This window comes from Streptomyces sp. NPDC099050 (genome assembly GCF_044759865.1).
Classification (GTDB): Bacteria; Actinomycetota; Actinomycetes; order Streptomycetales; family Streptomycetaceae; genus Streptomyces.
The window spans coordinates 101,986-123,558 of the sequence record NZ_JBIWAE010000011.1 but is presented as its reverse complement, the minus strand read 5'-3'; the positions used below and the strand labels follow the sequence as shown (position 1 = coordinate 123,558).

17 protein-coding genes, 1 tRNA gene and 4 pseudogenes are annotated in these 21,573 nt (G+C 72.2%); 10 read left to right on the top strand and 12 right to left on the bottom strand.

Going from position 1 to position 21,573, the window contains the following annotated elements:
* Positions 1-70: 70 nt before the first annotated feature.
* Positions 71-2,356 (top strand): transglycosylase domain-containing protein, encoded by a 2,286-nt coding sequence (locus ACIQV3_RS20120; protein WP_403713754.1) that lies wholly within the window; start codon positions 71-73, stop codon positions 2,354-2,356.
* A gap of 142 nt (positions 2,357-2,498) precedes the next feature.
* Here the strand turns inward: ACIQV3_RS20120 and ACIQV3_RS20115 are convergent, their stop codons facing one another.
* Positions 2,499-2,960 (bottom strand): GatB/YqeY domain-containing protein, encoded by a 462-nt coding sequence (locus ACIQV3_RS20115; RefSeq protein ID WP_399381154.1) that lies wholly within the window; start codon positions 2,958-2,960, stop codon positions 2,499-2,501.
* A gap of 79 nt (positions 2,961-3,039) precedes the next feature.
* Between ACIQV3_RS20115 and ACIQV3_RS20110 the strand changes: the two genes are divergently transcribed.
* The 3 genes from ACIQV3_RS20110 (at position 3,040) to ACIQV3_RS20100 (ending at position 4,817) form a co-directional block, all read left to right on the top strand.
* On the top strand, positions 3,040-3,978 hold the full coding sequence (locus tag ACIQV3_RS20110; RefSeq protein ID WP_403713753.1) for a metallophosphoesterase: 939 nt from the start codon (positions 3,040-3,042) through the stop codon (positions 3,976-3,978).
* Positions 3,979-4,013: 35 nt separating this feature from the next.
* Entirely contained in the window at positions 4,014-4,703 is a 690-nt protein-coding gene (locus tag ACIQV3_RS20105) for a Pr6Pr family membrane protein (protein ID WP_403713752.1), read from the top strand.
* Positions 4,704-4,743: 40 nt separating this feature from the next.
* Positions 4,744-4,817, top strand: a tRNA-Pro gene (locus ACIQV3_RS20100).
* Positions 4,818-4,958: 141 nt separating this feature from the next.
* Here ACIQV3_RS20100 and ACIQV3_RS20095 read toward each other — a convergent pair.
* Positions 4,959-5,189, bottom strand: coding sequence for a hypothetical protein (locus ACIQV3_RS20095; protein ID WP_243330538.1), 231 nt, complete (start codon positions 5,187-5,189; stop codon positions 4,959-4,961).
* Between the two features lie 7 nt (positions 5,190-5,196).
* The gene (locus ACIQV3_RS20090; protein ID WP_243330539.1) at positions 5,197-5,517 is read right to left on the bottom strand and encodes a hypothetical protein; all 321 of its coding nucleotides are present in this window, start codon (positions 5,515-5,517) and stop codon (positions 5,197-5,199) included.
* Between the two features lie 366 nt (positions 5,518-5,883).
* Here ACIQV3_RS20090 and ACIQV3_RS20085 point away from each other — a divergent pair, with 366 nt between their 5' ends.
* Positions 5,884-7,503: a PE-PGRS family protein gene (locus ACIQV3_RS20085; protein WP_403713751.1), complete on the top strand. Its 1,620-nt coding sequence runs from the start codon at positions 5,884-5,886 to the stop codon at positions 7,501-7,503.
* Here ACIQV3_RS20085 and ACIQV3_RS20080 read toward each other — a convergent pair.
* Positions 7,433-7,939 (bottom strand): annotated as a pseudogene (locus tag ACIQV3_RS20080) (PE-PGRS family protein); the annotation flags it as partial. The gene ACIQV3_RS20085 and the pseudogene ACIQV3_RS20080 sit on opposite strands and share 71 nt — an antisense overlap.
* Before the next feature lie 266 nt (positions 7,940-8,205).
* Between ACIQV3_RS20080 and ACIQV3_RS20075 the strand changes: the two are divergent.
* Positions 8,206-9,576: a DNA-binding protein gene (locus ACIQV3_RS20075; RefSeq protein ID WP_403713750.1), complete on the top strand. Its 1,371-nt coding sequence runs from the start codon at positions 8,206-8,208 to the stop codon at positions 9,574-9,576.
* A gap of 33 nt (positions 9,577-9,609) precedes the next feature.
* Here the strand turns inward: ACIQV3_RS20075 and ACIQV3_RS20070 are convergent.
* Positions 9,610-10,043 (bottom strand): annotated as a pseudogene (locus ACIQV3_RS20070) (LacI family DNA-binding transcriptional regulator); the annotation flags it as partial.
* On the opposite strand from ACIQV3_RS20070, the gene ACIQV3_RS20065 reads away from it, so the two are divergent.
* Entirely contained in the window at positions 10,011-10,199 is a 189-nt protein-coding gene (locus ACIQV3_RS20065) for a hypothetical protein (protein ID WP_403713749.1), read from the top strand. The pseudogene ACIQV3_RS20070 and the gene ACIQV3_RS20065 overlap by 33 nt on opposite strands.
* Positions 10,200-10,257: 58 nt before the next feature.
* Here the strand turns inward: ACIQV3_RS20065 and ACIQV3_RS20060 are convergent, their stop codons facing one another.
* From ACIQV3_RS20060 to ACIQV3_RS20040, 5 genes and pseudogenes are all read right to left on the bottom strand, one after another.
* Positions 10,258-10,749, bottom strand: coding sequence for an SRPBCC domain-containing protein (locus ACIQV3_RS20060; protein WP_403713748.1), 492 nt, complete (start codon positions 10,747-10,749; stop codon positions 10,258-10,260).
* Positions 10,750-10,825: 76 nt separating this feature from the next.
* A pseudogene (locus tag ACIQV3_RS20055) lies at positions 10,826-11,965 on the bottom strand (SPFH domain-containing protein); the annotation flags it as partial.
* Positions 11,962-12,480, bottom strand: a pseudogene (locus ACIQV3_RS20050) (PucR family transcriptional regulator); the annotation flags it as partial. The pseudogenes ACIQV3_RS20050 and ACIQV3_RS20055, both read right to left, overlap by 4 nt.
* Before the next feature lie 60 nt (positions 12,481-12,540).
* A complete protein-coding gene (locus tag ACIQV3_RS20045; RefSeq protein ID WP_403713867.1) occupies positions 12,541-13,065 on the bottom strand; it encodes a DM13 domain-containing protein in 525 nt (174 codons plus the stop codon).
* Between the two features lie 320 nt (positions 13,066-13,385).
* Positions 13,386-14,894 (bottom strand): vanadium-dependent haloperoxidase, encoded by a 1,509-nt coding sequence (locus ACIQV3_RS20040; protein WP_403713747.1) that lies wholly within the window; start codon positions 14,892-14,894, stop codon positions 13,386-13,388.
* A gap of 291 nt (positions 14,895-15,185) precedes the next feature.
* Between ACIQV3_RS20040 and ACIQV3_RS20035 the strand changes: the two genes are divergently transcribed.
* Genes ACIQV3_RS20035 through ACIQV3_RS20025 form a run of 3 tightly spaced genes read left to right on the top strand, consistent with a single transcriptional unit; the run spans position 15,186 to position 17,496 of the window.
* The gene (locus tag ACIQV3_RS20035; protein WP_403713866.1) at positions 15,186-15,809 is read left to right on the top strand and encodes a metal ABC transporter ATP-binding protein; all 624 of its coding nucleotides are present in this window, start codon (positions 15,186-15,188) and stop codon (positions 15,807-15,809) included.
* Complete coding sequence (locus ACIQV3_RS20030) at positions 15,806-16,711, top strand: metal ABC transporter permease (protein WP_403713746.1); 906 nt, start codon at positions 15,806-15,808, stop codon at positions 16,709-16,711. Before ACIQV3_RS20035 ends, ACIQV3_RS20030 begins: the two co-directional genes overlap by 4 nt.
* Positions 16,651-17,496 (top strand): ABC transporter substrate-binding protein, encoded by an 846-nt coding sequence (locus ACIQV3_RS20025; RefSeq protein WP_403713745.1) that lies wholly within the window; start codon positions 16,651-16,653, stop codon positions 17,494-17,496. The genes ACIQV3_RS20030 and ACIQV3_RS20025 overlap by 61 nt, the downstream gene beginning before the upstream one ends.
* 122 nt (positions 17,497-17,618) lie before the next feature.
* On the opposite strand, the gene ACIQV3_RS20020 is transcribed toward ACIQV3_RS20025, so the two are convergent.
* Both ACIQV3_RS20020 and ACIQV3_RS20015 read right to left on the bottom strand, forming a co-directional pair.
* Positions 17,619-19,418: a class I adenylate-forming enzyme family protein gene (locus tag ACIQV3_RS20020; protein WP_403713744.1), complete on the bottom strand. Its 1,800-nt coding sequence runs from the start codon at positions 19,416-19,418 to the stop codon at positions 17,619-17,621.
* Positions 19,415-21,565 carry a CoA transferase gene (locus ACIQV3_RS20015; RefSeq protein ID WP_403713743.1) on the bottom strand — a complete coding sequence of 717 codons (2,151 nt, stop codon included), beginning with the start codon at positions 21,563-21,565 and terminating at the stop codon, positions 19,415-19,417. Before ACIQV3_RS20015 ends, ACIQV3_RS20020 begins: the two co-directional genes overlap by 4 nt.
* Between the last annotated feature and the right edge of the window lie 8 nt (positions 21,566-21,573).

The window sequence follows — 21,573 nt, the reverse complement described above, 5'->3', positions numbered from 1 at the left end:
TGACAGTTGAGGACAGCTTAGGCCAAGGCATTCGCGCGTGTCCGGCGAATGAGAACGTAGGCTGCCCTCTATGGGAAAGAAGCGCTCGGGCGGCGGGCTCACGGGGCCACAGCAGGCCGCCAAGTTCCTCGGTGTGTCCGTTCTCTCCGGAGTTGTACTTGCGGGCATCGCGATCCCGGGCGCAGGCGCCCTGGGACTCGCCGCCAAGGGCACGGTCGAAGGGTTCGATGAGATCCCGGCCAACCTCAAGACACCGCCGCTGAGCCAGCGCACCACGATTCTGGACTCCGAGGGTGGCTTGATCGCCACGGTCTATTCGCGTGACCGGCAGGTGGTCCCCATCACGGCCATCTCCCCGTACATGCAGAAGGCCATCGTCGCGATCGAGGACTCCCGGTTCTACGAGCACGGCGCGATCGACCTCAAGGGCATCCTGCGCGCGGTCAACCGCAACGCCCAGGAGGGCGGTGCGGCGCAGGGCGCGTCGACGCTGACGCAGCAGTACGTGAAGAACGTCTTCGTCGAGGAAGCCGGCAACGACGAGACCAAGGTGCGCGAGGCCCAGGAGAAGAGCCTCGGGCGCAAGATCCGCGAGCTGAAGTACTCGATCCAGGTCGAGGAGGAACTCGGGAAGAACAAGATCCTCGAGAACTACCTCAACATCACGTACTTCGGGCAGCAGGCGTACGGAATCGAATCCGCCGCCCAGCGCTACTTCAGCAAGCCCGCCAAGGACCTGAGCCTGGACGAGTCGGCGATGCTGGCGGGCGTCGTGCAGTCGCCGAGCCGGTACGACCCGGTGAACGACTCGCAGGAGGCGACGAAGCGCCGCAACATCGTCCTCCAGCGCATGGCGGACACAAAGGATATTTCGCAGGCCGAGGCGGACACGGCGAAGGCGAAGCCGCTCAAGCTGAAGGTGACCAAGCCGAAGAACGGCTGCATCACCGCCGTCAAGGGCGCCGGCTTCTTCTGCGACTTCGTGCGCAACACCTTCCTCGACGACACCGCCTTCGGGAAGACCCGCGAGGAGCGGGCGAAGGTCTGGAACCAGGGCGGCCTGACGGTCCGTACGACCCTGGACCCGCAGTCGCAGGACTCCGTCAACGAGTCCATCAAGGACCACGTGGACCAGGACGACAAGGTCGCGACGGCCGTCACCCTCGTCCAGCCCGGCACCGGGCGGGTCCTCGCCATGGGCCAGTCCAAGCCGTACGGCTTCGGCAAGAACGAGACCCAGATCAACTTCTCGGTGGACAAGAAGATGGGCGGCTCGAACTTCGGCTTCCCGACCGGCTCCACCTTCAAGGCCTTCGTCGCGGCCGCGGCCATCGAGCGCGGCATGCCGCCGACGAAGATGTACGCGTCCCCGTACGAGATGGACTATCCGAGCCCGGTGCAGACCTGCGGCGACAAGCCCTGGGTCAACACCGCCAAGGACAGGGTGCCGAACGAGTCGGAGTCCGAGGTCGGCCCGTACGGGCTGAAGGAGGCGATGGCCAAGTCGGTCAACACCTACTTCATCGAGATGATCTCCGAGATCGGCCTCTGCCCCCTCACCGAGATGACCACCAAGCTCGGTGTGGTCCCGGCCAACGGCGCCAAGCTCCCCGAGGTTCCGGCCATCGCGCTCGGCACCGAGGGCATGTCCCCGCTGACCATGGCCAACGCCTACGCCACCTTCGCCAACCGCGGCGTGTACTGCACCCCGGTCACCATCGAGTCGATCACCGACGCGCACGGCAAGGCGCTGACGGTCCCGAAGTCCAAGTGCGGCCGGGCGATGACCGAGAACACCGCCGACACCATCAACACGCTGCTGCTGGGCGTGGTCGACTCCGGTACGGGCCAGAAGTCGGGCCTGTCGGACCGGCAGAGCGCGGGCAAGACGGGTACCACCGACGAGCGCCACAACGCCTGGTTCGTCGGCTACACCCCGAACATGTCCGGCGCGACCTGGGTCGGCTCCGGCGGTGCCAAGCAGGTGTCGATGGAGAACATCACCATCGGCGGCCAGTACTACGACAAGGTCTTCGGTGGTGGCCTGCCCGGCCCGATCTGGAAGCAGGCCGTCTCCGGCGCTCTCTCCGGCCGCGAAGCCCCGGGCTTCACCACGGTGCACATCCCCGACACCCCGAGCCCCTCCCCCGGCGGCAAGCCCAGCGGCAAGCCGAGCGGCAAGCCCGGCAAGCCGGGCCGGGGCGGCGACGGCAAGCCCGGTGACGGCAAGCCCGGCAACGGGCGGACCGCCGGGCAGACCGGCGGAAACACCGGCGGGGACACGGGCGGCACGGGCGGGGACGACCCGCTCGGCGGGATCACGCTCCCGCCGGGCATCATCGGCGGCCGCGACTAGGCGCCGTAGGCCGCGTAGTCCCGCGGGCCCGCAGGCCCGCAGCCGTCGTAGCGAAGAACGGGGGAGGGCCCCCACCGATCCGGGTGCGGATCGGTGGGGGCCCTCCCCCGTTCCCCTGACGGGGACCGCGTGCGTACGCGTCCTAGGACAGGTGCTTCTTGACGGCGGCGGCGACGCGCCCGCCCTCCGCCAGACCCGCGACCTTCGGGTTCACGATCTTCATCACGGCGCCCATGGCCCGCGGCCCCTCGGCGCCCGCCGCCCTGGCCTCCTCGACGGCCTGCGCCACGATCGCGTCGAGCTCGGCCTCGCCGAGCTGCTTGGGCAGGTAGGTGTCGAGGAACTCGCCCTCGGCGGTCTCCCGCGCGGCCTGCTCGGGACGGCCACCCTGCGCGAAGGCATCCGCGGCCTCGCGGCGCTTCTTCGCCTCCTTGGCGATCACCTTGAGGACTTCCTCGTCGGAGAGCACCCGGGCTTCCTTGCCCGCGACTTCCTGGTTGGTGATGGCCGAGAGGGTCAGGCGCAGCGTGGACGAGGCGAGCTCGTTGCGCGCCCGGATGGCGGTGGTGAGGTCTTCCTGGAGCTTGGCCTTGAGCGTGGTCATGTCCCGAGTCTGCCAGGTGCGGGGGCTCCGGCGCCCGCCGGTTTCCCGGCGGGCTTGCCGGGTCTGCGAACATATGGGCATGCGTGCGCGTTACGGAGTACCTCTGAAGGTCACCGCCGGGATCGCCGCGGCGGGGGCCGCCGGTCTGGCCTATGCCGCCGGTTTCGAAGCCCGGTCCTTCCGCCTGCGCCGGGTCACGGTCCCCGTGCTCCCCCGGGGGATGCGCCCGTTGCGCGTCCTGCAGGTCTCGGACATCCACATGGTCGGCGGGCAGCGCAAGAAGCGCGCCTGGCTGCAGTCCCTCGCCGGGCTGCGCCCCGACTTCGTGGTGAACACGGGCGACAACCTCTCCGACACCGAGGGCGTGCCGGAGGTGCTCGACGCTCTCGGCCCGCTGATGGACTTCCCCGGCGTCTACGTCTTCGGCTCGAACGACTACTACGGCCCCCGGCTGCGCAATCCCGGCCGCTACCTGCTGGAGAAGACGCAGGGCCGGCACGGGCTGAACGGCAACGCGCCGGTCGTCGGAGCCGTCCACAACCCGTGGGAGGGGATGCGGGACGCCTTCGACGCGGCCGGCTGGGTCAACCTCACCAACACCCGGGGCCGGCTCAAGCTCGACGGCATGGAGCTGGCCTTCACCGGCCTGGACGACCCGCACATCAAGCGCGACCGGTACGCGAAGGTCGAGGGCGGGCCGGAGGCGGACGCGGACTTCTCGATGGCCGTCGTGCACGCCCCGTACCTGCGCGTCCTCGAAGCCTTCACCGCCGACCGGTACCCGCTGATCCTGGCCGGCCACACGCACGGCGGACAGCTGTGCATCCCCTTCTACGGGGCGCTCGTCACCAACTGCGACCTGGACACCAAGCGGGTGAAGGGCCTCTCCACGCACGAGACGCAGGGGCAGCGCGCGTACCTCCACGTATCGGCGGGCTGCGGGACCAACCGCTTCACCCCGGTGCGCTTCGCGTGCCCGCCCGAGGCGACACTGCTGACGCTGACACCGAAGGCCTGACGCGGTCCGGTCCGGTCCGCCGGTACGTTGACCAGATGATCACATCCGGCGCATTCCGCCTCCCGACCGTCGCCTTCCGCGCGCTGATCGCGGCCGCGGCCGTCACCGGCCTGGTCATCGACTGCGCGTACGGCAGCGTGCCCGTCGTCCTGAGCTTCTTCACGACCTGGACGAACATCCTGGTCGCGGTCGCCTTCGGGCTCTCCGCCTACCGCGTCGCCCGGCGCGAGCCGGACGTGGCCCCGTTCTGGCGGGGCGGGGTGCTCCTCTTCATCCTGATCACCGGGCTGGTCTTCCACCTGCTCCTGGCCAACCCGTCGAGCCCCTTCAACGTGCTGGAAGACCTGGACAAGCTCTCCGGCGCGAGGGCCGTCTCCAACCAACTCCTCCACACGGTCACCCCCATCGGCGCCGTCCTGGACTTCCTCTTCCTGACCGCCCCCCGCACCCTGCGCCCGCGCTACGCCGCACAGTGGCTGGCGTACCCCCTGCTCTACGTGGTCTTCGCGCTGATCCGCGGCGCCCTGCTCTCCCCCGACGTCCCGTCGCGGTACACGTATCCCTTCATCGACGCCGCCCAGTACGGCTACGCCCGGGTCGCGCTGAACGCCGTGGTCCTGGGCCTCGCCTTCTACGCCCTCGGCCTCGCCCTGATCACGGCCGACCGCTACCGCCCGCCGCGCGAAAACCGGATTTCGTCTCCGGCCGAGGGTCCGCTAAAGTAATCGATGTCGCCAGGGCAGCAAGCGCTGCAAGGGTGGACATCGGGGTGTAGCGCAGCTTGGCAGCGCGCTTCGTTCGGGACGAAGAGGTCGTGGGTTCAAATCCCGCCACCCCGACTTCGTAAGACCAGGTCAAGGGCTTGATCCGCATCGCGGGTCAGGCCCTTTCTGCGTTTACGGGCCTGTCTTGGGAGCCATCGGGGAGCCGATCTCGGAATCCGGCTCCCGCGAGGACCGTCAGGCAGCGACCGTGAGTCGCTACGCGGAGGGCGGCCGGCTCTTTGCCATCCAAGCGCGGCACGACCACCGGGCGAGTGCGCCGACGGCCAGGGATACGAGAATCGCGCCCCAGTCGATGACATGGGGGAGCCCGGGGAAGAACGCGAAGAAGCCGAGGGCCGCGACGGTTCCGACGAGGAAGGCGACGCCGCCGGCTCGGCGGCGCTTGGCTTCCCAGGCGGGGGCTTCGGTGGGGGGCTGAGGCGTCACGTGCGGCTCACTTCGTGATGTGGTGGCACTGGCTGACCCGGCGGACACCATTGACGTGGATGTGCGCGCACGCCCGGCCGTAACGGGGCAGGGTCTGGGGCGCGTTGTCCCGCATGGGATGGATCTCGCACTCGGTGTGGGTCTTACCGCGCGAGGTCTTGTACGTCTTGTTCTCGGTGTCGGCGTACGTGAAGTCGATGCGCCAGTTACAGAAGCCCGCATTGAGGGCGCCGACGAATCCGCAGTCGACCCCGGCATTCTGGTAGGTGATCTTCTTGCCTTCGCCGCGGATGATGTGGGTGAACATGCAGCCCGTGGGAACGCTCATGGTGACACCCCCGACCTGATAGTCGAAGGAGGCCACAGGGGTGGACCCGATGGCACCCGCGTGTGCCTGGGCCGGTGGTAAGAGCGCGAGCGTGACTGCTGCGGCGACGGCTGTCGTGACGCGGAGTGCGAGGTGGCCGGCCATATCCGGCGCCTTCCGACGGAGTGTCCTTGTTACGTACGGAACTCCTCCCGAGGAGTCATGGGCTCGCCGGTACACCGATATCCACTACTAAGAGTGATCAACGAGTTCGATGGGCTGACTACGCCGTTCGGGACATCAGGACGACCGAGAGCCAGATCTACGAAGCCCACCGCAGAGCTTGTGCCCACGGGAGCGGCGACGGTACGACGATCACATGCACCGTTGGTCACCCTCAACGATCGCCAGCTCGCCCTCCTGACCCGGATCAGCAAGGGCGCCGAACCTGTCACGTCGGACACCCCCGAAATCGCCCTCACCGCCCGAGCCCTGAAGGAGCGGGGGCACATCGCCATGCCCAAGGAGGGCGGGAGGTGGCGGGCAGAGATCACCGAGGTCGGGCGCTACTACCTCCAGCACGGCCATCACCCCGACCGGCCTGACCCGGCACCGCGGAAGACCCGCCCGGTGACGCCGCCCGGACCCACGAAGGCGGAGTCCGACCACGTCGAGGAGAAGTCCGCTGTGGAGCAGAAGCTCCCGGTACAGCGCGTCGCCAGAGCACCACGGCCCTCTCCGGCCGATATCGGACGGGCTCTGATCACCGAGGTGCAGCAGGCTGGCCGCTTCCTCCGAGTCCCCAACCCTGACGAGGCCGCGCGGGCCCGCTACCGAAGGGCATTCGACGCGGCTCGCCAGTGTGCGCCGGCCGGGTACCACCTGAAGTACAGCGGTCGGACCAAGGGGGACTTCTTCCTGGGGCTGCTCCGGGTGACCGGCGAGGACGACACGGAGTGGAACCGGATCCGCCTGGCGCGCAGTCGCGTGATCACCGACGTGGACGATGTCCTCGCTGCCGTGACCGCGGACCACAGCGCCTTCGAGATCTCCGACGGGGTACTTCTGCGCGTGCTGTCGCTGCTCCGCCTCATCGCCGAGCAGGCCCTCCCCCTGCACGGGGAGATCGCGGTGTCCAAGAAGCGCAGGCAGCCGAAGCCTCTGCTCACGATCCATGGCCGTACGTACGAGATCACCTTCAAGGAACGGCAGAAGGAGGTCCGGTACGTGCCCAAGCCAGCGGGCCGCCGCACGTACGACTGGCAGCGGGTCGTCCCGGCACAGCGGTTCGAGCCGTCCGGGGAACTGGAGATGGTCCTCGCCCAGCAACAGGGCTACCAGTACGGCTGGAAGAAGGAGTGGGCCGACAGCGCGAAGAAGCCGCTTGAGGACCAGATCGGTTCGGTACTCCGGGCGCTCAGGACCCGGGCCGATGAGCAGGAACGGGCCCGGCTGGAGCGGGAGGCCGAACAGCGGCGCCAGCAGGACGAGCGGGAACGGCAGGCAGCTGAGAACCGTCGGCTCGAGGCCGAGCGGCAGGAGCGCGCGCAGCGAGAGTGGGAGGCCGCGGTCGGCGTGGCTTCGATCAAGGCAGTGGACGCGGCTCGGGCCGAGCACTTTGGCACCGCGCTGGAACAGTGGCGAGCCGCAGGAGAGATCCGGACCTTCTGCACCGCGCTGGATGAGGCCGCCGCGCAGACCCCCATCGAGGCCGAGCAGCTCCGAGAGTGGTCGGCGTGGGGCAGGGCGGAGGCCGCCCGCCTGGACCCGACCTTGAACGGGAAGGGGCTCGGTGCCCGGAACTTCCACGCGGAACCCACCGGGGACGAGTTGCGGCCGTTCCTCGACGGCTGGCACCCGAACCGCCCGGAGAAGGTGAAGCCACCGGTGGAGCCCACACCGCCCAAGCCGGAGCCCGAGCGGTGGCGCGACGGCTTCAACGACGTACGTCGGGACCAAGGCTGGAGATATGGACCCCAAGGCCGCGCTCAATGGTGGAGGCGATGACGCCGTGCCCACGGTCACGGAGCGCCTTCACGGCCCGCTCGACCAGTTCGCCGAGTCGCAGCACCTCGGCACGTAGGGCGACGAGCTCGTCGTAGCGCTCGGCCTGCTCCTCCCCGCACCACTCCCGGACCGTGCGCAGTGCGGCCGCCTCTGCATCCAGCTTCCGGTCGTCCCGGCGGTGGTACGAGTGCCAGGAGGGCCGGCCGCGCTCTTCGTCCACGGCCTGCTGACGGCGGTCCACCTCCGGCAGGACCTCCTCAGCCAGCCGCTGGGCCACCTGCCGCGCGATCCGCTCGGCGACCGGCCAGCCGACCAGGCAGAGGCCGTTGCGGTCCTCGTGGACCATGGCGTCACCGCGAAGGTCGGCGGGGTCCATGCCGACCAGCGGCGCCGTCTCGTCGAGGTAGCCGAGCTCCAGTACGCCCGCGTCGGCCAGTTCCTTCGGCTTGGCCCGATAGGCCCAGCACTCCCCGATCTCCATGTCTCCATTGAGCCAGGTCGACGGCGCCGCCGGATGCCCATCAACAAGATCTCGACGGCGAGCCGACTTCGGAGGCAGCCCCACTCCGTCCGTGATCTATCGGAAGCAACTGCCCCGGGGTACAGCCCGCACGTAGGCTCGGGGCAGTCGGCGCGGAGCGCCTGGCTGACGGACTGGGGCAGGGGGACAGCGTGGATCATCTCTTCACCGTCGATGGGGCCTTGGCCGCACCCGTAGCACCGACCGCGCTCGCAGCGGAGGGGCTCCTCGAACGACAGCACCTCCAGGAGTGGGTGATCTCGTACCCGAAGGTCCTCGGAGAGTCGGTGCTGGTCATCACCGCCGAGTTCGACCGCTGGGCCGACACGGACGGGGTGCCGGCGCGGGACCGCCTGGACGTCCTGGGCCTGGATGCCACGGGTCGCCTCGTGGTGGTCGAGCTGAAGCGGGGAACGGCCGACCGGGACGTACACCTCCAGGCGATCACCTACGCCGCCCTGGTGTCCCGCTTCGACCTCGACACCCTGGCCCAGGCGCACCGCGACTTCCTGAAGGGCAGGGGCCAGAGCCGAGACCTCGACGAGTGCCGACAGCGGCTCTTGGACCACGTGGACGGAGACTGGAGTCCGGAGCTGCTCCAGCACCCTCGGCAAGTGATCATCGCGGCTAGCTTCCCCAAGCAGGTCACCCACACCGTCGTGTGGCTGTCCGAGATGAACCTCGACATCGACCTCATCGAGGTCGGCCTCTGGAAGGTCCAAGGGCAGCTCGTCGCCGGGTTCACCAAGGTCTATCCCACCCCGGAGGTCGAGGAGTTCACGCTCGCTCCGGCCCGGATCGAAGCCAAGGCCGCAGCCCAGAAACTGGAGGAACGCTCACGCGCCCGCAACGCCGTGCACGTCCTCGTCGACGCCGGACTGCTGCCGGCCGGAGCTCGGCTGCAGCTGGTACCGAGGCATGGCGCGCCGGAATCCATCCGCGAGGACATCAGGGCCTGGGTGGGTGAGGACGGCAGACGCGCGAGCGTCACATGGAGCAACAACACCGCCGAGCCACTGACCTGGGAAGCCGACGGTAAGCCGTACACGCCGACCGGGCTGGCCAACCACATCTTCACCACCGTGACCGGTCGCAAGGCCGACGGGATACAGGGAACCACCTGGTGGGACGTCGATGCCAACCCCGTCCCAAACACCGTCGACCCCGACGAGTGGGCAGCGCTGGCGGGCAGCCACCTCGCGGACCTGGCCAAGCAGCTCAGCGGTACCCGCAAGGACTGGTCGAGCCTGCACGCCCTTCTGGAAGCCATCCCGTCCGGGCGATGGACGACCTACGGAGACGTGGCAACTGTGATCAGCAGCCATGCCGTCCCGGTCGGCACTCACCTGGCGACCTGCGGCAAGTGCCCCAACGCCTGGCGGGTGCTCACGACGTCGGGGACCGTCAGCTCCGGCTTCCAGTGGCCCGACCCGGCGCGCACAGAGACTCCCGCGGATGTCCTCGGCACCGAGGGCATCCGATTCGAGGCGGGCGCCGCCTCTCGGGAAGCACGCCTGCCGCTGGACGACCTCCGGCATCTCCTGCGCAACTGACGTGCTGCCGGGCGCGGCACGCGCCCCGTCCGGCTACCGTGCGGCCGATCGAGCTCGCAGAAGCGTGTCTAGCGCACGCACCGGAGACCTCGGGCTCATCGACAGGCGGGTATCGAGCGCTGCCTCCCACTGCTGGGTGAGGCCCGCGAGCAGGCGCTGGCGCATGCCCGGGGTGGAAGAGCCCGGTGGCGAAGCCGTTGCGGCGCCAGTGGGCGGCGTGTTCCGAGGGTACGCCGCCTCGTACGAAGCCCAGCTCGGTGATGGCGAGTTCGACGCGGGTACACGTGGCCTCTCGCACGTGGTCGGGGTGGTTCAGGACGTTGGACACCGTGGCCGTGGAGACGCCGGCGCGGCGGGCTACGTCGACCAGCTTCACGCCTTGGTGGCCCCCCGGTGCGGGCGGTGCCCTGGCCTTGGAAGACGTACGTCCTGCCATGGCACAGGCACGGCTTGGGCTTGGTACGGGCACCTATGCCCCCTGGGTCGCGGCCTGGGGCCTCTTCCTCACTCCTCAGGGCTACGCCGGCACCGACGTCCGGGCCGCCCCCGCCTCGGCCGTCGTCAACTACGGTTCCAACCCACTGACCCGGACCACCGGCGTCTTCACCGTCGGCTCTGTGTGACGAACGGCCGGGTTCGTTCGGCTGCTGAGGTGCGTCAGTGGGCCGCTGACGGGCCGTGTCAGCCCGTGGGCCGACGCGTCCACGGGTCCGGGCCGGGGTCGGCGCCTTCGGCGCGCAGGGCGAGGCGGTCGACGTAGTGCTGCCAGAACTCCGCGTGCGCCTCGCAGGCCTCCGGGGTGGGCAGGCCGCTGTGGATCAGGTGGAGCAGGGTGCCTGCGGGGATGGGTTCGAGGGTCGGTTCGGGGGTGGGTTCGAGGGTGATCTCCACCCGGGTGGAGCCGGGGGTCAGGGGCGTGGGACTCCCCTCCCAGCCCCAGGTGAGGACGAGCCGCTCCGGCGGGTCGACCGTCAGGAAGCGGCCGGACGCCACGTTCTCCCCGGTGACCCGGGTGCGGTACGGGCCGCCGGGCGCGAAGGAGAACGTACCGTCGCCGCCCATCCAGGACAGCCACTTGTCCCGGTCGGTGAGGAGGCCGAAGACGGTTTCCGGGCGGGCCGCGATGCGGCGCTCCAGCGTGACGGTGTCCATCGGGGTCGCGGGAGTGGTCATGGGACCAGTCTCCCGCGACGACGCGATGGTGCGGCGGTGGCTCGTCGGGCAGCTCGGCCGAATGCGAGCCCGGGGATCAGCCGCTGATCTCGATCTTCCCGTTGAGGGCGGGGGTCTCCGGGGCCGCGGAGGCCTTCGGGGCGGTCAGGCCCTTCAGGAGCTGACCCAGGTCCACGCCCGTGGTGGAGCTCAGGAGCTCCATGCCCTGGGCGACGTTGTCGGTGACCGTGCGGGAGAGCTTGCTCGCGCCGTCGGTGGAGATGACGGTCATCTTGTCGATGGCGGAGAGGGGTTCGGCGGCCTTGGCCACCACCTGGGGCAGGGCCTCGACCATCATCTGGATCACCGCCGCGTCGCCGTACGTCTCGAAGGCCTCCGCCTTCTTCCGCATCGCCTCCGCCTCGGCCGAGCCCCTGGCCAGGATGGCCGCGGCCTCCGCGTCGCCCTCCAGGCGTACGGCCTCCGCGATCGCGGCGCGGCGGGCCCGCTCGGCCTCGCCGCGCTTGGCGCCCTCGATGGCCTCGGCCAGGGCGGAGCGGCGCTGCTTCTCGCCCTCACCGGTGAGCCGGGCTCGCTCGGCCTCGCCCTGGGCGGCGGCAATGGCCGCGAGGCGCTCGGCCTCGGCCTGCTTGACACGGGCCACCCGCTTGGCCTCCGCCTCCTGCTCGGCCTCGTAGCGGCGGGCGTCGGCGGGCTTGCGGACCTGGGTGTAGAGCTGGCGGTCGGTCAGGGCGGCCTGACGCTCGATCACCTTCTCCTGCTCGCCGAGGATCTGCTGCTGGCGGTCGGCCTCGGCCAGCGGACCGGCGGCGTTGGCCTGGGCGGCCGCCGCGTCGGTCTCGGCCTTGATCTCCGCCTGGCGCAGGTAGAGGGTGCGCTCGGCGACCGCGATCTCCTCCTCCGCCTTCAAGCGGGCCTGTTCGGCCGCCCGGCGGGAGTTGGCCTCGGCGATGTCGGCCTCCTGCTTGGCGCGGGCGGCTTCGGGACGGCCCAGGTCCTCGAGGTAGGAGCCCTCGGTGGTGATGTCCTGGATCTGGAAGGCGTCCAGGACCAGGCCCTGCCCGGACAGGCTGGCCTCCGCCTCCTCGGCGACCTGCCCCGCGAAGGCGGCCCGGTCACGGATGATGTCCTCCACCGACATGCGACCCACGATGGCGCGCAGGGCTCCGGACAGGACCTCCTGGGTGAAGCCGACGATTCCGTCCTGCTGCTGGAGGTCAGCAGGATCTGCCGGCCCGGGAACCGGGCGAGGACCGCCGACTCGATCCCGCGCGCCACGGGGTAGCCGTCGCCGTACGGCTCGGGGCCGGTGGCCACGGCCACCCCGTGCGACTGCGAGAGGCGCAGCCCGAAGCGCTCGGCACGCTCCGCCAGCCGGCCCAGGTCGCTGCCGCCGTAGAGCAGGTCGTCGATGAACTCCCGGCGGGCCGCCTCCTCTGGCGACACCGCCTGCAGTTGGGCACGTTCGTAGCCCTGGACGAAGGCGTCCACCACCTGCTCGACGGCCGACAGGAGCGGGCCCGGTGCGGGGAGGGGCCGTACGAGCTGGGCCGCGGCCAGGTGTTCGCGGATCACGGCCCGGAGCGCCAGCCCGGCCTCCGCCGCCCGCTCGCCTTCCGTACGGCGTGACTCCAGCTCGTCGCGGGTCAGCCGGCGGCCCGTGGCGCAGGCGGCGACGAGCAGGTCGGCATACCCCGCGAGGTGGCCCTGCGGTGCTTGCGGTCCCGCCACGCTCGTCCCTCGTCCCTCGTTCCCGGCGCCCGTGGCGCGTCCTCGATCCGAGGACAAGGGTCACACGGGGGTGAGGGCCGCCGCACCGAAGGAGACGTCGAAGCGGTCGCACCAGATGGTGACGCTGCCGTAGCCGGACGGGTTCACGTCGGCCGGGAGCGCGTAGTTCTGGTCGCCCTTGTTGCCCTTGAGCTTGCCCAGGCTGACGTACTCGCCGTCGTCGAAGACCCGCCAGCCCGCCGTGCCCTCCTTCACCGGGGCGTCCGTCAGCCAGACCCGCAGGTCGGGGCCGTTGCTGGTGTCGAGGTTCTCCAGGCGCAGGGTGTGGGAGCCGTCCGGGAGGCGGATGAGCTTCACGGTGCCCGTGGTGGCGTGCTCGTGGCTGATCAGCGTGCCCTGGGCGAGGGTTCGGGGGGTGGCCGGGGCGGCGGGGGCGGCCGGGGTGGTGGCCGCGGGCGCGGATGCGACGGGGGCCGCCACGGGGAGGGACTCGTTGACCGTGGCGTCCTGCCAGAGCTTCCACGGCTGGAACCAGTACAGGCCGAGGCCCAGCAGGAGGGCCGCCGGGAGGGCGAGGACGGCCAGGAGCCTGCGTACGCCCCGCTTCTTCGCCGGGTTCCGCGGCTGGTTCAGGGGCTGGTCCTGCGGCTGGTTCAGGGGCTGGTTCAGCGGCTCGTCCTGCGGCTGGTTCGGCTGCTCGTCTCGCGCCGGGTTCTGCGTCACTCGTCGGGCCCTTCCTCGCGTTCGGCCGGCCGGCCGGCCGTCATGGACATTCAACGCGCGGGCGCGGGGCGGGACCAGGCCCGGCCGGATGACGAAAGGCTTACGTCATCCGGCCGGGAGGGGCCGTACCCGTCAAGTCGGGCCCGTCAGGTCGGGCCCGCGGGCCGGCCGGCCGGGTCGGCTCAGAGGGTGCGGAGCTTGGTGGTGAAGACCTGGTTCGCGACCTTGTCGCCCAGCACGAGGCCGTCCGTGGCGTCCCACGGGTAGTGGACGCCGAGCCAGATCCGGCTGTCGGCGTCCTCCTTGCCGGCCGCGCTGAAGCTGGTGAAGTGGCGGGTCTTGACCGGTGCCTGCGGCTCGTCGGTGGTGAGGTCGAAGGAGATGTTGTCGCTGCCGAAGTAGCGCTTCATGACCCCGGCCCAGGCGCCGCCGAAGGAGGCGTGGCCGGAGACGTACGCGGGGAAGCACGGGCTGACGTTGACGCCCGCCGGGCTCTTCAGCAGCGGCTTCCACTGGGGGTCGAGGCCGCCCTCGCGGATCGCCGAGACGGGCCGCCACAGGTCGACGGGCGTGGCGAACTTGGCGTCGCGGACCGCGATCCCGGTGTCGGCCATGGCGAGGGAGACGAGGGCGAAGAGGCGGGCGTTCGCGTACACCCCGAGGCCGCGGGCCTTGGCGACCTCGCGGGTGGCCTGGAGCATGTGGCCCGGCGGCTTGTAGGTGCCGTTGTTGTCGTTGGCCCAGAACCAGGCCGCGGCGAGCTGGTCCGGGGTCCGGTTGATCACCGGGGTGGCGGCCGTGGGCTTGTCGGCGCCGGCCGTACGGACCGCCTGGACCTGGCGCTTGTACTCGTCGCTCGCCACCAGGGCCTCGTACGAGCCGTACTGGGTCAGCGTGGTGGGGCGGAACTGCGAACCGGAGGTCAGCGAGAACGGCTTGACCTGGCCGTAGAACGGGCTGACCGCGTCGCTGTCCTCGTCGCAGGAGGCGTCGGGCATGTCCGGGTAGCTCGTCGGGCGCCAGGCGCCCGGCTTGTTGTCCCCCACGTAGACCTGGGGGTTGTCGGAGCCGTCGCCGGTGCGGGCGTCGGTCATCTGCTTGACCATCGGGCCGACCACGGAGAGGTCCAGGAAGTCGCCGGAGGTGGGCTCGGTGCCGAACCGCTCGCGGAAGCGCGCGTCGAGGTACTGCGTCTGGTCCGCGTAGCGGCTCTGCTTGTTGCCGTAGAGGCCGAGGAGGATGTTGTAGGCCGTGCGGCCGATGACGCGCTCCTCCTCGTCCGGGCCCTCGGCCCAGCCCGCGTAGTTCTCCGCCTTGATGTACGGCTCCGAGGTGATCTTGCCCTTCCACTTCAGCTGGTACGAGGACTCCGCGTCGTAGATCGCGGCGTTCATCATCGCGGCCGATCTGGCCATCGGGACGGGCCCGCCGCCGACCCGGCGGAAGACGTTCTGCAGCACGTCGTTCCAGTAGTGCACGGGATCGGCTATCGACTGCGCAGGCAGCGCGGCCCGGGCGGGCTGCGGGGAGGCGACGAGGACGGTTCCGGTGGCTGCCAGGACGACGGCGCTCGCGAGGGCGCGGTGCCAGAGCGTGCTCCGGCGGGAGCTGCTTCGGCGGGTGCTCCGGCGGGTGCTGCTTCGGATGGTGTTGCGCACGGTGCTTCGGGGGGTGCGGACGTGCTCGTGCATGGCTCGACTCCCTTTGATCACAGGCAAGTTGATCACCACGTAGGCGGCGGCGCGATCATGGCCCGGGGTGAGGCGCGGCGCTTGTAGAAAACGGAACGCCCGAGCGGAATGGCCGGTCCCGCCCGGCTGGACGGCGCGAACCCGCTACCGGTCCGCCCCCCCCCTGTCCACCCGCCACCCGCCACCGGCCACCGGCCACCGGCAGAACTCTCCGGTCGCCGGAACCACGGCCCCCTTCCGGCCGACCAACTCCACGCGGAAGGACGACCGGTGACAGCGGAAGGGCGCGGGATGGGCGGGCTGGACGTGCGGATGGAGGGGGTGGGCTGCCGGCACGGGCGGGTCGAGGCCGTGTCCGGCGTCGACCTGGAGATCGCCGCGGGCGAGCGCGTCGCACTGACCGGCACCAACGGATCGGGCAAGACCACCCTGCTGCGCGCCGTGCTCGGACTGCACCCGCAGGTCAGCGGGAAGATCCTGGTCGGCGGCCGCACGGGCGACCCGGCCTGGCGGCGGCGGGCGTGCGCGTGGATCCCGCAGAAGCCCGCCGCCGGGCGCTTCCCCCTGCTGGGCGGCGAGCTCCTCGCCAGCGGCGGGGACCCCCGCGCGGCCGCCGAGGCCGCCGACCGGCTGGGGGTGGGGCCGCTGACCGGGCGGCCGCTGCACACCCTGTCCGGCGGGCAGTTGCAGCGGATGTACCTGGCCCGGGCGATCGGCTGCGTGGCCGCGGGGGCCGGCGTACTGCTCGCCGACGAGCCGACCGCCGCCCTGGACTTCGCCGGGCAGGACGAGGCCGCCGACGTCCTGGCCGCGCTGCCCGTGACGCTCGTCGTCGTCACGCACGACCGGGCGCTCGCCGAACGCTGCGACCGGGTCCTGGAGATGGCCGCCGGACGCCTGCGGGAGGTCCGGTGAGCGCCACCCTCGCGGCCGCCTCCCTCGCGAGCGCCGACCTCGGGACCCTGTTGCAACTGGCCCCCGTGCAGCGGGCGGGCTTCGCCCTGCTGCTCGCCGCCGTCGGGCTGCCCGTGATCGGTGTGGTCATCGTCGGGCTGGACATCATGCCGGTGCGCTTCGCGATGATGCACGTGGCGCTGCTGGGCATCGCCGTCGGACTGCTCACCGGGCTGGACCCCATGCTGTGCGCGCTGGTGGCCTGCGCCCTGGCCGGGGCCGGTGTCGCCCCGCTGGCCCGGATCCCCGACGGGCTGTCCGGGGCGATGGGGCTGCTGATGAGCCTGGCGATCGCCGCCGCGCTGCTGCTCCTGGCGGTCTCCGGGGTGAACGCCTCGGGCGCGTTCGCGCTGCTGTGGGGCTCGATCCTGTCCGTCGGCGGCGCCGATCTCGTGGTGCTCGGGGTGCTGGCCGTCCTCGTGCCCGGCCTGTTCTGGTGGCGGCGGCGCGAAGTGGCGCTGCTGCTCTACGACCGTGAGCTCGCGCAGTGTTCGGGCGTGCCGGTGCGGGCGCTGACCACGGTCCTGCTGGTGCTCGTCGCGGTCGCGGTCGCCGGAGCCATCAAGCTCACCGGCGCCCTGCTGGTCGACGCGCTGACCCTGCTGCCCGCCCTGGCCGCGCGTCGGCTGGGCACCTCGCTGAAATCGATCACCGGATGGGCGGTGGGCATCGGCGTCTTCGTGAACCTGACCGGCTTCCTCATCGCCCTCCGGCTGGACTGGCCCCCCGGGCCCGTCCTCGTCCTGACCGCGGGGGCGCTCGTCCTCGCGGTGCACCTCGTACCCGAACGGAGAATCCGCTCATGGCGCCCCGAACCCGCGTCCGCAGCAGCTCGGCCCGCATCGCCTTCCTCCTCGCACTGACCCCGGCACTGGCCCTGGTGGCCGGCTGCGGAACCGAGGGCGGGAGCGGTGGCGGCGGTGGCGCCTCCGCCGGGGGCGGCGCGCCCTCCCGGACGACCGTCGTCGTGACGACCACCTGGGAGGGCGCCTTCGCCAAGGCCGCGGGCGCGCGGAACGTCAAGGTGATCGTGCCGCAGTCCGTGCACCACGCCCCGGACTACGACCCCAAGCCCTCCGACCTCGCGGCCGTCGCCGGGGCCGACTTCGTGCTCTACGCGCCCTTCGAGCCGTACGCCGCGAAGATCAAGGAGGCCGCCGGGTCGAAGGCGGAGCTGGTGGAGGTGAACCTCGACAACGACGCCGACAAGGTCAAGGCCGAAGTCACCCGGCTGGGCGCGCTGTTCGGCACGCAGGACGCCGCCGCGAAGTGGACGGCGGAGTTCGACGCCGAGTACTGGCGGGTCACGAAGGACGTCCAGGCCGCCTGGCCGGGCGGGAAGAGCCCGTCGGTGGTGAGCCAGGTGTTCACCGCCTGGTCGGCGAAGCTGGCGGGCGCCTCGACGGTGGGCACCTACGGCCCCGAGGCGGTGACCCCGGCGCAGCTGGCCGAGCTGTCGGCGAAGAAGCCCGCGCTGGTCCTGGACAACGCGCACATGTCGACCGGGACGGTACTGCCCGACTCCGGCGCCCACCAGGTGCAGATCGTCAACTACCCGGGGAACGACCTGGAACTGCTGCCGGTCTACCGCAACGCGGGGGCCGCCCTGAAGGCGGCCATGGGCAAGGTGGGCGGGTCCGCGGGGTAGGGGACCGGGAAGGTGCCCCGGTACGCCGGGAGGGGACCGGGAGGGGACCGGGAGGGGACCGGGAAGGCGCCCCGGTACGCCGGGAGGGCGGGGCGGTCCACCGGGGGCCGCTCCGCCCTCGTCTACGCGCCCACCCCGGCGGGGGCCACGGTGGCCGGGGCCCCGGTAGGGGCCGCGGTGGCCGGGGCCCCGGCAGGCCGGGCGGCGGGCTCGGGGAGGGCGCTGCCCGCGGGCCCGGGCAGGGCCCGGGTGGCCCCTTGGCCGGAGCCGCCCTCCGCGAGGCGGGCCCGCAGCATCACGCGGTCGGGTTTGCCGGCCGGGGTGAGCGGGAGCTCCGCGAGCAGCAGCAGGTGCTCGGGGTGCTTGCGGCGGTCGAGGCCGCGGAGGCCGAGGTGTCCGGCCAGGGAGTCGAGGGTGGGCGGCTGCGCTCCGCGGGGGACGACGCAGGCGGCGAGCCGTTCGCCCATCACCGCGTCCGGGACTCCGACGCAGACGACGTCGCGGACGAGGGGGTGGGAGGAGAGCTCCCGTTCCACTTCGGCGGGGCTGATGTTGGCGCCGCCGCGGATGACGATGTCCTTGAGGCGGCCGACGACGTGGAGCACCCCGTCCTCGTCGATGAAGCCGAGGTCGCCCGTACGGACCCACCCCTCGGGCGTGCGGTACCGGGCGTCCAGGTCCGGGGAGGCGACGTAGCACATGGGGGTCATGGGGCCGCGCGCGATGATCTCCCCGATCGCCCCGTCGGGGAGCCGCTCGTGCGTCTCGGTGTCGGTGATCCGGATCTCGGCGACCCGGGGGTCGGGGCGGCCGGCGGCGATGCCCGTGCCCTCGGAGTCCGGGGTCGTCGCGCCCAGTCCGGTGTGGCAGTTGACCCCGTCGGCGGAGCCGTAGAGGTTGACGACCGGGCAGCCGAAGGCGCGGCTCGCGCTCTCGGCGGTGGTCTCGTCGAGGGGGGCGCCGCCGAGGATCAGGGCGGTGGGGGCGGGGAGCGGCCGCCCGTCTCCCCCGGGGGCCTGCGCCTCCAGCCGGTCGAGCATCATGCGGATCATCGTGGGCACTCCGAGGACGTGCGTGGGCCGGTGCTCGCGCACCGCCGCGAGGGCCGCCTCCGGGGTGAAGTGGTCGAGGACGATCAGGGTTCCGCCGTGCCGGGCGAGGGTGACCGCGGTCCCGCTGGAGCCGAAGGCGGACGCGAGCGGTACGAGGAACAGGCAGCGCGGCGGCGTCCCGTCGGGCATCAGCGAGGCGAGGAAGTTGCCGCGGCCGCCGGCGAGGGCGTTGTGGGAGTAGGCGATCATCTTCGGCTCCGCCTCCGAGCCCGAGGACACCAGGATGCGGGCGGCGCTGTCGGGGTCGGGCCGGGCGGGGACGGAGGCGGCCGGGTCGGAGCGCAGCAGCGTCGCGAGCCGGATCGTTCCTTCGGGCTCCGTGCCCGCCGGGACGCCGGCCGCGACGACATGGCGCAGCGCGGGCAGTTCGGGGGCCAGGTCGCGTAGTTCGGCGGCGTGGTGGTGGCCCCGGTGCTCCACCGCGGCGATCACCGCCACGGCCTCGGCGCGGCGCAGCAGGCAGCGGGCCTCCTGGCCGCCCCGGCCCACGGGAAAGGGCAGGGCCACCACGCCGAGGGCGGCCAGGGCCAGGTCCGCGATGACCGCGTCGCGGCCGTTGGGGAGCTGGACACCGACCACGTCGCCGGGCCGTACGCCGAGGGATGCGAGGCCGGTGGCGAGACATCGCACCTTGCGGTCGAGCGCGGTGTAGCAGAGCTTGCCCTTGGCATCGATGACAGCGGTGTGGTGCGGGTCGGAGATCTGGCGGGCCCGGAAGAGGCTGTAGAGGTCGAGGTCGGGACAGGTTCCGTCGACGGCCCACGAGCGGCGCAGGCCCACGGGCAGCAGATCGTGCAGTGCGACGGTCATACGAAGCTCCAGGGGTCGGGAACGGCGGCGGCACCGTGCGCGTCCCGGCTGATCGAGCCGGGGCAGCGCGGATCGTGGTGCGGGTCGTCGTGCGGGCTGTCGTGCGGGCTGACGTGAGGGCCGTCGTGCGGGCCGACGTGACGGCTGTCGTGTGGGCCGACGTGACGGCTGTCGTGCGGGCCGACGTGCGGGGCGACGTGACGGCTGTCGTGCGGGCCGACGTGCGGACTGACGTGCGAGGCGGGGTCCGGTTCGTGGCGCCGGTCGTGCCGTGGGTCGTGGTGCAGGTCGGCGAGGTCGGTGGTGACGGCGGTCGCCGTGAGGCCGCGCGCCCGCAGTGCTCGCAGGGCGTCCTCGGTGGACAGGTCCGCGAGCACCCGGGAGGCCTCGGCCGCCGCACGGGCGTCCGCGTCGGCCGGGGCGATCCAGCCGTCGGCGGTGCGCAGCGGCGTACGGAACCCCGCCGGCCGGCGGCCGCGCTCCCCGCGCCGCGCGCGGAGCAGGGCGGGGGCGGTGAGCAGGTCGGCGGCGCCGAGCAGCGAGGAGTCCACGCGGACCCCCCGGCCGGTGCGCTCGCGCAGCAGCAGCCCCGCGAGGACCGCCTCGGCGCCGAGCAGCCCGCCCAGCACGTCGAGCAGGGTCATCAGGGAGGGCGCGGGCGGCTCGCCCTCGGGGCGGGCGGCCTCGCCGACGCCGGTGCGGGCCTGGACCATGAAGTCCGTGCCCATCGGCGGGTCGGCGATCCGGCCCGTGCCCCAGCCGCCGGTGTACGCGTACACGAGCGCGGGGTTCACCCGCGCGAGGTCGGCGCAGTCCAGGCCCAGCTCGGCCGCCTTCCCCGGGGCCCAGTTGTGCAGGAACACGTCGGCTCCGGCCGCCAGCGCGGCCAGCCGCAGCCGGTCGGCGGGCGACTTGATGTCGATCTCCACGGCGTGCTTGCCCCGGTTCAGGGCCAGCCAGCGGGCGGAGATCCCCGAGCAGGTGGGCGGCATGCCGCGCAGCGGGTCACCGCCCGGCGGCTCGATCCGGATCACCTCGGCGCCGAGCAGCCCCAGGAGGTGGGCGGCGAGCGGCGCCTGGACGCGACGGCCGGCCTCCAGGACGGTCATGCCGGTGAGGGGGCCGGGGATGGGGATGGGGACGGGGGGCGCGGTGGCAGTCACGGCGGTGGGCGCGGTGAGCGGCGCCCGGGGTCCCGCTGTGGGGGTGTGGCCGCCGGGGCCGTACGGGGCCAGGGTCCAGGGGGCGGCTCCATCGTCCTCGGCGGCCCGCTCGGCGAGGGTCCGCAGCCGGCAGACCTCGGCCCCCGAGGCGGCCGCCGCGTCGCGGATCCGCTGCCAGCCGCGGGCCCGGGTGGTGGCGTGCAACGCTTCGGGGAAGGGCGCGCACGCGGTGGCGTACCGGAACTGGAAGGGCCGCCACCCGGCCCGTACCGCGTCGGCCGGGGCGTCCAGGGCCCGCCAGAACCCGGCCCAGGCACCCGGATCCAGTGTCTCCAGCTCGAAGAGCGTGCCGTCGGCTGCGGTGAAGGGCGGCCCCCCGGGAGCCAGTTCGGCGGCTTCGCCCTCCTCGGCGCCGCTCGCGGCGAGGTACTGGGACACGACCAGCAGCCCGGCCCGGTCCACGTACGTGTGCGGCTGCGCGGCGGCGCCCTCGCACCCCCTGGCCCGGGCCAGCAGGGCGGCGAGCAGCCCCTGTGTGGTGAGGACGGCCGTCGCGGCGGTGGCGTAGTCCACGGCGAGCCCCCGCGGCAGACCGTCGCGGCGGCCGTGCACGGCCATGATCCCGGTCGCGGCCTGCACGGTCGCCTCGTCGGTGACGCCCAGCAGGGCCGCCTCCGGCGAAGACCAGCGGAGGGTGGCGGTGGCGTGGGTGGGGGTGGCGGGGGTGGCGGGGGTGGCGGTGGCGTGGGTGGTGGGGCGGGTGGGGAGGTCGGGTCCGTCGGCGCACCCGTAGCCGTCGTCCGCCAGCGTGATGCGAGCCGCGTCTCCGCCGTCGCCGTCCGTGGGTGGCCCGGTGTCCGGGCCGACGGCTCCCAGCAGCCTCAGGTGTTCGGCCACCGGGCCGGCGAGCGCGGGCGGTCCCGAGGCGGTGAAGCGCAGCCCGTCGAGCGGCCGAGCCGTGTGGGTGACGGCGGGTGACGCCATGCCTCTCC